Genomic DNA, 9279 nt, shown 5'->3' with positions numbered 1-9279 from the left:
CAGGGTCACCAATCCCCGCAGGGTCACCAATCCCCGCAGGGTCACCAATCCCCGCAGGGTCACCAATCCCCGCAGGGTCACCAATCCCCGCAGGGTCACCAATCCCCGCAGGGACACCTGCAAGGTCATCAGCAGCAATCCAGGGCCGTCAGCGCCTGTAGAGCCGTCAGCGCCGGCAGGAGCTGTCGGTCGGCGGGATTTCCTGCAGCTCAGTGCTCTCGCCGAGGGGTTGTGCAGCGGTGCAGCGTCGGAGTGGCCCTCTCAATTGATGGCTGGCGAGCGGCGAGAGATTCGTGCCGTGTGCCCCCTGGGAGATGGACTGCATCGGGAAGAGTGGTCTTCTGATATCCCGAAGAAGTGGCCGTGTTGTAGAGGGCCACCTTCTCCTAGGTTGTGAGCTCCGCCTTCGTCTTAGTTGCCGGACCGGTCCATCCCCGTGCCCGGCTGTCTGAGGCCGTGCCTGTAAGGAGCCCATGTGATCAGCATTGGCAAGCTCATGCCGTCCGACCGGGATGCGTGGGAAAGTTTGTTCCGGGCGTACATCGACTTTTACCAGCGAGTCGAACCCGACGAGATGTATGGACGGGCCTGGCAGGAGTTCCAGGCGGACACTCGGATGCACGCCTTCGGCGCGAGGCTGGACGGGCGGCTCGTCGGCATCACCCACTTCCTGGTCCATGCCAGCACCTCGGCGCCTGACGCTGACGTCTGCTACCTCCAGGATCTGTTCACCGCTCCCGATGTCCGAGGCAAGGGAGTGGGACGCAAACTGATCGAGGCTGTTGCGGACTGGGCTCGGGATGGCGGCTGCTCCCGTGTCTACTGGAACACCCACGAATCGAACAGCACCGCGCGCCGCCTCTATGACAAGGTGGCCGAGAACAGAGGTTTCATCAGGTACCAGATCGAACTGTCCCGGTAGGGGGCGCCGGGTGGTGGCTGATCTTCCCTCTTCGGCCCCGCCCAGCGAAAGGTAGGCGTGGGCGGATATGATGGGGACTCGGCTGCCGGCGAGGTGATCGCGACCGAAGTAGATCGGGTTACCCCATGCGGTCATCCCTGTCACCTTGCTCCTCCAAATGCCTGCGAATGAGGGCAAATGGCTCCGTCGGGCAGGCAAAGCGGGGTGGCGACGTCCAACGCTTTTCCGAATCCAGGTAGCGTTCGCACTATGGCATCGCCAACTGGAACCGCCGAAGCGCCCTTCGGTCGCATGCTGACCGCGATGGTCACGCCGTTCACCTCTGACGGCGACGTCGACTACGAAGGCGTACGACGCCTGGCCACCTACCTGGTGGACGAGCAGCGCAACGACGGCCTGATCGTCAATGGGACGACAGGCGAGTCGCCCACCACCTCGGACGATGAGAAGCGACGAATCGTCAGCGCCGTCCTGGAGGCCGTTGGCGACCACGCCGCCGTAGTGGCGGGAGTGGGGACGAATGACACACGCCACACCGTCAAGCTTGCGAAGCAGGCGGCGGAGGTAGGCGCCCACGGACTGCTGGTGGTGACTCCCTACTACAGCAAGCCCCCGCAGGAGGGGCTCTATCAGCACTTCACCCTCGTGGCCGACGCCACCGAGCTCCCGGTGATGCTCTACGACATCCCTGGGCGCAGCGGCGTGCCGATCAAGACCGAGACGTTGATCCGCCTGGCGCAGCACGACCGCATCGTGGCCGTGAAGGACGCAAAGGGTGACCTGTTCGCCGCGAGCCAGGTCATGACGGCGACCGATCTCGTCTTCTACTCCGGCGACGACCTGCTCAACCTCGCCTGGCTGTCCCTCGGCGCCGCAGGGTTCGTCAGCGTCGTCGGACATGTCGTGGGCTCCGAACTGGCTCGCATGATCGAGTTGCACAGGAGCGGTGACGTGAAGCAAGCGCTGGAGGTACACGGCCAGGTGGCCCCTGTAGTAGACGGGATCATGCTCAAGGCCGGTGGCGCGATCATGGCAAAGGCGGCGCTGAGCTTGGTGGGTGTGCCGGTGGGACCGGTACGTCTGCCGCTCGTGGCCGCGACAGAGAAGCAAATCGCCGAGCTGCGTGCTTGCCTGGTGGCCGGCGGGGTGAAGTTGACAGACGCATAGGAACGGGGAGGAACCGGGAGTTTTGAGAACACGATTTGACCATGGGGGCCGGGCATGAGCCATCCGCATCCTGAGCTTGGCCCCCCGCCGGAGCTGCCTTACGGTGGCCTGCGCATCGTCGCGCTCGGCGGGTTGGGGGAGATCGGCCGGAACATGGCCGTCTTCGAATACGACGGCCGGCTGCTGATCGTCGACTGCGGGGTGTTGTTCCCCGAGCCCGATCAGCCGGGCGTCGATCTGATCCTGCCCGACTTCGAATACATCAGGGACAGGCTCGACGACATCGAAGCCGTCGTGCTGACACACGCCCACGAGGACCACATCGGGGCGGTGCCTTACCTTCTGCGCGAGCGGCGCAACATTCCGCTCATCGGATCCAGACTCACCTTGGCCCTGATCGAGGCCAAGCTGACGGAACACCGGATCCAGCCGACCAAGGTCGAGGTCGTCGAGGGCGAACGGCACACCTTCGGGCCCTTCGACTGCGAGTTCCTCGCAGTGAACCACTCGATCCCCGACGCGCTGGCCGTGGCGATCAGGACGCCCGCCGGCATCGTCCTGCACACCGGCGACTTCCGCATGGACCAGTTGCCGAGCGACGGCCGGCTCACCGACCTCGGCGGCTTCGCCAGGCTCGGCACCGAGGGCGTCGACCTGCTGATGTCGGACTCCACCAACGCCGAGGTGCCGGGCTTCGTCACCAGCGAGCGGGAGATCGGGCCGGTCATCGACGAGGTGATCCGCACATCCGAGCAGCGAGTGATCGTGGCGAGCTTCGCCTCGCACGTGCACCGCATCCAGCAGGTGATGGATGCCGCGGCCAGGCACGGCCGCAAGGTCGCCCTGGTGGGCCGATCGATGGTCCGGAACATGGGGGTGGCTCGTGATCTGGGCTACCTCAAGGTGCCGCCGGAGTTGATCGTCGACTCGCGCGACATCGAGCAGTGGCCGCCGGAAGATGTGGTGCTCGTCTGCACCGGATCCCAGGGCGAGCCCATGGCGGCGCTGTCGCGGATGGCCAATCGCGATCATCCGATCCGCATCGCCGAGGGTGACACCGTGTTGCTGGCGTCGTCGCTGGTGCCGGGGAACGAGACCGCGGTCAACAAGGTGATCAATGGGCTCACCAGGTGGGGCGCTCGTGTCGTACACAAGGGCAACGCGAAGGTGCACGTCTCCGGCCACGCGGCCGCAGGCGAGCTCCTCTATGTCCTCAACCTGACTCGCCCCTCGAACTTCATGCCGGTTCACGGCGAATGGCGGCACCTGCGGGCGCACGCCAAGCTCGCCGCGCTCACCGGTGTTCCCGACGACCACATCGTGATCGCCGAGGACGGCGTCGTGGTGGACCTGGTCGACGGCAGAGCGAAGATCGTGGGAGCGGTTCACGCCGGGTATGTCTATGTCGACGGCACCTCGGTGGGCGAGATCACCGACACCTCGCTGAAGGACCGCAGGATTCTCGGCGACGAGGGGTTCATCTCGGTGGTCGTCGTGGTCGACTCCGCCACCGGCAAGCTCACCGCCGGCCCCGAGATCCACGCACGAGGCTCCGGCATTGATCCGGCGCAGTTCGAGGAGTTCATTCCGCAGATCGAAAGAGCTCTTCAGGACAAGGCCGCAGACGGCGTGGTCGACATGCAGGAGATCCGCCGGGTCGTGCGCCGCACGGTCGGCCGTTGGGTCAGCGACACTTACCGCCGCCGCCCCATGATCATTCCCGTCGTGCTCGAAGTCTGAGCCACTGAGCGGTACGGCAGGCACCTGAGCCTGCCGTACCCGCAGTTGTGGAACGAGACGGCAGAGGGTGCGTCGCAACAAGGTCCATGGAGCGGGCATTTCAAGCGTCCCTCCTGCGTATGAGCCAGATGGCGGCCAGCAGGGGAAGAATCGCGTACAACACCAGCACGGTGGCGGCCGCAGGCGGAGACAGAAGTGACCCGTACACCGACGTGGTGATGATGTCGCCGGTGATCTCCCGGGGAAGCGCACCGATCATGATCGAGCCCAGCCGTTCACTCCAGGGCTCCGGGATGTTGCCCACGATCATCGGAATGACATAGATCAGGCTCACCAACAAGGCGATCGCACCGGTGGCGGAACGCAGAAACGCGCCCAATCCCAAGCCGATCAGCGCGAATACGACCACCGTGGAACTGGTGACGAGCAGGAACGGAAGCTTGTCCGCGAACGAGGTCAGATATGCACCGGAGAATCGGTCGCCGAGCACCCAACGCGAGACGAAATACGTCCCGAACACCGCCAGCGGACCAACGACCAGGCTCAATACGCCGACCACGGCGGCCTTCGCAGCGAGAAGCGGCCATCTACGAGGGACGACCGTCAGACTCATCCTGATCAAGCCGGTGGCGTATTCAGATGTGACGGCCAATGTGCCCAGGACACCCATGCAAAGCTGCGGGACGATCACCAGAACCTCCTCCAGATCCGCTATCCGGGCAGTCGGACGCTGCTCCACGGGGGCGTCGTCGTACATGCCGGCCGCCATGGAGGCCAAGCCAAGGCCCAGAAGGATCGTGCCGAGACTGATGCCGACGATGAGGTAGGACGAGCGGACCGAACGGACCTTCAGCCACTCTGAGGCGAGAACACTCATACGTCCCTCCGCTTGAGCGAGATGAAACCGGCAACGAGCGTGATCACCGGGTAAGCCAGGAGGGCCAGCAGCGCGCCCCAAGGCGGAAGAAGGCCGTCTCCAAGTCGGGACGACAGGCGATCGCCGACCAGTTGAGGAACCAGGTTCGGCAGCAGCAGTGATGCGGCACGCGTGTTCCACGGCGCAGGCAGGTAAACGACGACACCGGGCAGGACGAACAGCAAGGCCACGACCGAGATGAGCGCGCCGGCCGTCGACCGCGTGGCCATGCCCAGGCCGAGCCCCACCAGAGCCAGCGCAGTCACCGAGATCCCCGAGGCCAACAGCATCGGCACGTCGTCGGCCAGCGAAGTCTCATTGAAGCCCAGCCGGTGATCGTGGGCGATCAGACGGCTCGCCGAATAGGTGACCAGAAGGATGACGTGAGCCGCTGCCAACGTGGCCAGGCCGACGACGACAGCCTTGGCCAGAAATAAGGTGCTGCGCCGCGGAACGACGGTAAGACTGGCGCGAATCATCCCTGTCGCGTATTCGGACGTGACCGCCAGCACGCCGAGTACGGTGAGGCTCATCTGAAGGAGGGGCAGGAATCCTTGTTCCGGCGCGGCTGCCTGCAGCGTCCCTCGATCTTCGGCGAGGTCGCTGACGTAGAGCGTCCAGACCACGCCGAGCACCGCCATGAGAGCCGCCGCACCCACTGCGTGCCAGGTGGAAGTCACTGACCGGAGCTTCAGCCATTCGGCCAGCATGGCCGCCCTCATCTCGCTGCTCCGAACTGGACGCTGCTCGCCGTCAGAGCCATGTAGGCGTCCTCCAGCGAGGGATAGCGTGCGGTCAGCTCGTTGACCGTGGAGTGCGCGACCAACCGCCCCCGGCCCAGGATCACGATGCGTTCAGCGGTCAACGCCATCTCGCTCATCAGGTGACTGGAGAGTAGAACGGTCCTGCCCTCGGCAGCCAGTGACCGCATCAGGTCGCGGATCCAGCGCACTCCGTCGGGATCGAGGCCGTTGACGGGCTCGTCGAACAGCAGCACACCAGGATCGCCGAGCAGCGCAGCGGCAATGCCGAGTCGCTGCTTCATACCGAGGGAGAAGCCGGCCACGCGTTTTCGTGCCACACTCGCCAATCCGACCAGCTCAAGCACCTCGGCCACGCGTGTGGCACCGATGCCGTTGGTGGCGGCCAGACAGAGCAGATGGTTGTAGGCGCTGCGCCCGCCATGGACCGCACCCGCGTCGAGCAGCGCCCCTACCTCGAACATGGGCTTGCGCAAGGAGGCGTATCGTCGGCCCCCGATCAGAGCCTGGCCGGAGGTCGGCGCGTCCAGGCCGAGAAGCAGGCGCAGCGTGGTGGATTTGCCGGCGCCGTTGGGGCCGAGGAAGCCCGTCACATGGCCCGGCTCGACCTTGAAAGACAGATCATCCACGGCGACCGTGTCGTCGTAGCGCTTGGTGAGGTGCTGAAGTTCGATCACGCTGAAGAAGATGCGGCATGCCGGGCCGGCGGCGCATCAGACCACGGTTCGAACTTCAAGGTCAGACCCTGGGCTGACGTGCTCAGCTCGGCGAGAGGCTACCGTTCAACGCGTGAACGAGAACCATCCCTTCTTCGCCAGGCGTTGGAGCCGCAATCAGCTGATCGTGCTCGATCTGGCAGCGGGGCTGGGGTTTGCGTTCGTGTTCTTCACAGCAGCGGTCACCGCGCCTGGGATGCCGCCGTGGTTGAAGATAGCCCTCCCGTGCGGGCTGGGCCTGCCTTTGGCGGTGCGAAGGCTGTGGCCTGTGCCCGTCTTCTGCTTCACCCTGACGCTCGCCGTCTTCGCAGTTGCAGTTGACGTGGTGGGGTACGCCTGCATCGCACCGGCTTATGCGATCTATATCGTGGCGATGTCCGACAGGTTCGGGGCCATGCTGCCGTCCTCGGCCATCGGTGTGGTCAGCATGATCAGTGTTTTCGGGCTGGTGGTCGCAGGTGGCGCACCGCGCGGGGGCACGCCAGTTTGGCTGGTGCACATCGATCAGCCGCTGGTCGGCATCGCGGCGCTCGGCGGAGCCTGGACCATAGGGCGGGCCGTCCGGGAACGCAGGTTGTACGCCGCTCGTGAGGCCGAGCGAATGGCCGAGCATGCAGTGACGCAGGAACGGTTACGCATCGCGCGGGAACTGCACGACGTCGTGACTCACAGCGTGGGATTGATCGCGGTCAAAGCAGGCGTGGCCAATCACGTGCTGGCGAACAGGCCTGAAGAAGCACACAACGCCTTGCGTGTGATCGAGACCGCCAGCCGGAGTGCTCTGGTGGAGATGCGCCATCTTCTAGGCATGCTCCGTTCGACCCAACTGCCAGATCTTGTTCCCGTCCCGGGTATCGCGGGCCTGGAGGGTCTGGTGGAGCAGGCCAGGCAAGCTGGGGTCGAGATCGAGCTTGATCTACGGATCGGTGGAGATGAGGCCGGCCAGGAAAGTCCAGGTCTGCGAGGTCAGGCAGAAAGCACGCCACGGGGACGGCCAAGAACGGGGCCTGGCGCAGTAGGTGGGCCTCTTGACGAGGAACAGGCCATGCCGAGGGACGGTGACCGAGCGCCGGATGAAGGCTTGTTCGGGGGAGTCGTCGCGAATGGAGTGGGGGAACGACGGGGAGGCGGTGCGGCGCAGGCAAGACGGTTGCCCGACGGCGTAGAGCTGTCCGTGTATCGCATCGTGCAGGAGGCGCTCACGAACGTGGTCAAGCACGCCTCACCGACCCGCTGTCAGGTCTCTGTCGTGACGGACGGGGGCGAGGTGCGGATCGAGGTGGTTGACGAGGGCCCAGGAAGACGGATGTCGCCCGGGGACGGCTCCGGCCACGGACTGATCGGGATGCGGGAGCGGGTCATGATGTACGGCGGAGTCTTTGAGGCGAAAAGTCTGCCTCGAAGAGGGTTTCGTGTCTTCGCGCGTCTGCCGTATCAGGAGGTCTCGTGATCAGCGTGGTCGTTGCTGACGATCAGGCTCTGCTCAGGGGGAGCTTCACGATGCTGGTCGACTCCGAGCCTGACATGACAGTGGTGGGCGAGGCGTCCACGGGTGCTGAAGCAGTGGCGGTCGTCTTGGAGCATCAACCCGATGTGGTGCTGATGGATGTTCGCATGCCGCACATGGATGGCATCGAGGCGACTCGGCGTATCGGGGATGTCTCGCGGGTTCTTGTGGTGACGATGTTCGACCTGGATGCGTATGTCTACGACGCGCTTCGGGCCGGTGCGAGTGGATTTCTACTTAAGGACACGCCGCCTGCTGACCTGCTCGCTGCTGTTCGCGTGGTCGCGAGCGGTGAGGCTTTGCTGGCGCCAACGGTGACGCGACGCTTGATCGAGGAGTTCACGAAGACCCCTGTGGCGCAGCGGCCACAGGGGTTGGACAGGGTGACGGAGCGAGAGAGGGAAGTGCTGCTGTTGATCGCTCGTGGGCTGTCCAATGGTGAGATCGCTGATCACTTGCAGTTGAGCTTGGCCACCATCAAGACACATATCGGCCGCCTGCTCGCGAAGTTGGATGCTCGTGACAGAGCGCAGTTGGTCATCGCGGCGTACGAGAGTGGGCTGGTTTCTGCAAGGCGGTGATGCAAGAGGGCCTGGATCGCCCAGTGCTCAATGCTTCTCTGGTCGCAAGGGATCTTCACAAGAGGCGGATTTCGAAGGCCGGGCCGAGACTTGGGGAAGCCGATCCGTGCGTATTGGGCGATCGTGCGTCGCAGGTCGTATGGAGGAGGACCCGAGGTATCCGCTGACGTCTTTGCGAAGGCGAAGAACGCACTCAACTGGCTCATCGGACACCTCGTCGACGCGCAGACCGGGCCGCTGCTCCATGACCGGCTGGAGGGGGCCATCACCGAGCAGGGGCCGGAGCTGCAGCGCCTGCTGCTGCAGGCCCACCTTGACCTGCACGCGCTGCGCGAGCGGGAGCAGGTACGCCACGCCCGCCACCAGGACGGTGGCGCCGCAGGGGTGCTCTGCGCGGACCAGGTGCCGCGGCGGCGGCTGGAGCTTTGGCACTACCGTCTGCTGGTCACGGTGACCGGAACGGTGACGGTCACCCGGTGCGCGTGGGGGCCGGGCGTCCGCAACGTGTTTCGGGGGACGTGGCGTTGCCGCTGCCGGCGGTGGGCATTCGGCCGGCCCGGGCAAGCTCGGGGTCATCGAGACGGTGCGCAGCTTGTTCGACGCCGCACTGGTGGCGATCGACATGGGGTGCGGCCAGGTGATCGGCAAACGGCAGATCGAGCAGCTGGCCGCCCAGGCCGCGGCCGATGTCGACGCCTTCTACGCCGCGCGAACCATGCTGTCGTGCACGGCGTCCACGGTGGTGGCGATCAGCGTGGACGGCAAGGGCATCGCGATGCGCCCCGAAGCGCTGCGGCCCGCGACTGCGAAGGCTGCCCGCACCCGAGCCACGTTCCGGACGCAGTTGGTGGCTGGGGGAGGTGAGTGCTTGGGCCGTGTTCCGGACGTGGTTGGTGGCTGGGGGAGGTGAGTGCTTGGGCCGTGTTCCGGACGTGGTTGGTGGCTGGGGGAGGTGAGTGCTTGGGCCGT

Annotated in this window: 9 protein-coding genes; 6 read left to right on the top strand and 3 right to left on the bottom strand. The window is 65.3% G+C overall.

Annotated elements, in window-relative coordinates:
• Positions 1–475 precede the first annotated feature (475 nt).
• From AB0J46_RS51365 to AB0J46_RS51355, 3 genes are all read left to right on the top strand, one after another.
• Positions 476–922, top strand: coding sequence for a GNAT family N-acetyltransferase (locus AB0J46_RS51365; RefSeq protein ID WP_364344650.1), 447 nt, complete (start codon positions 476–478; stop codon positions 920–922).
• 249 nt (positions 923–1171) lie between these two features.
• Positions 1172–2089, top strand: a complete 918-nt coding sequence (gene dapA / locus AB0J46_RS51360; RefSeq protein ID WP_364344648.1) for a 4-hydroxy-tetrahydrodipicolinate synthase — start codon at positions 1172–1174, stop codon at positions 2087–2089.
• 54 nt (positions 2090–2143) lie between these two features.
• The gene (locus tag AB0J46_RS51355; protein WP_364344646.1) at positions 2144–3829 is read left to right on the top strand and encodes a ribonuclease J; all 1686 of its coding nucleotides are present in this window, start codon (positions 2144–2146) and stop codon (positions 3827–3829) included.
• Between the two features lie 100 nt (positions 3830–3929).
• Here the strand turns inward: AB0J46_RS51355 and AB0J46_RS51350 are convergent, their stop codons facing one another.
• From AB0J46_RS51350 to AB0J46_RS51340, 3 genes are read right to left on the bottom strand one after another with little or no spacing between them, the layout of a single operon-like run.
• A complete protein-coding gene (locus tag AB0J46_RS51350; protein WP_364344644.1) occupies positions 3930–4706 on the bottom strand; it encodes an ABC transporter permease subunit in 777 nt (258 codons plus the stop codon).
• Complete coding sequence (locus tag AB0J46_RS51345) at positions 4703–5455, bottom strand: ABC transporter permease (RefSeq protein ID WP_364344642.1); 753 nt, start codon at positions 5453–5455, stop codon at positions 4703–4705. The genes AB0J46_RS51350 and AB0J46_RS51345 overlap by 4 nt, the downstream gene beginning before the upstream one ends.
• 8 nt (positions 5456–5463) lie before the next feature.
• Positions 5464–6183 carry an ATP-binding cassette domain-containing protein gene (locus AB0J46_RS51340; protein WP_364344640.1) on the bottom strand — a complete coding sequence of 240 codons (720 nt, stop codon included), beginning with the start codon at positions 6181–6183 and terminating at the stop codon, positions 5464–5466.
• 112 nt (positions 6184–6295) lie between these two features.
• Here AB0J46_RS51340 and AB0J46_RS51335 point away from each other — a divergent pair, with 112 nt between their 5' ends.
• The 3 genes from AB0J46_RS51335 to AB0J46_RS51325 all read left to right on the top strand — a co-directional run bounded on the left by AB0J46_RS51335 (position 6296) and on the right by AB0J46_RS51325 (position 9220).
• Entirely contained in the window at positions 6296–7672 is a 1377-nt protein-coding gene (locus AB0J46_RS51335) for a histidine kinase (protein WP_364344638.1), read from the top strand.
• Positions 7669–8310 carry a response regulator transcription factor gene (locus tag AB0J46_RS51330; protein WP_364344635.1) on the top strand — a complete coding sequence of 214 codons (642 nt, stop codon included), beginning with the start codon at positions 7669–7671 and terminating at the stop codon, positions 8308–8310. Before AB0J46_RS51335 ends, AB0J46_RS51330 begins: the two co-directional genes overlap by 4 nt.
• A 592-nt stretch (positions 8311–8902) precedes the next feature.
• A complete protein-coding gene (locus tag AB0J46_RS51325; RefSeq protein WP_364344662.1) occupies positions 8903–9220 on the top strand; it encodes a hypothetical protein in 318 nt (105 codons plus the stop codon).
• Positions 9221–9279 lie beyond the last annotated feature (59 nt).

This window comes from Nonomuraea sp. NPDC049758, from assembly GCF_040674635.1.
GTDB lineage: Bacteria > Actinomycetota > Actinomycetes > Streptosporangiales > Streptosporangiaceae > Nonomuraea.
Note: the sequence above shows the minus strand (reverse complement) of the source record. Positions and strands in the feature narration are given on the sequence as shown.

Coding starts and splice junctions, on each gene's coding strand:
- dapA (WP_364344648.1), top strand. CDS start 1,172: ATGGCATCGCCAACTGGAACCGCCGAAGCGCCCTTCGGTCGCATGCTG.
- AB0J46_RS51355 (WP_364344646.1), top strand. CDS start 2,144: ATGAGCCATCCGCATCCTGAGCTTGGCCCCCCGCCGGAGCTGCCTTAC.
- AB0J46_RS51350 (WP_364344644.1), bottom strand. CDS start 4,706: ATGAGTGTTCTCGCCTCAGAGTGGCTGAAGGTCCGTTCGGTCCGCTCG.
- AB0J46_RS51345 (WP_364344642.1), bottom strand. CDS start 5,455: ATGCTGGCCGAATGGCTGAAGCTCCGGTCAGTGACTTCCACCTGGCAC.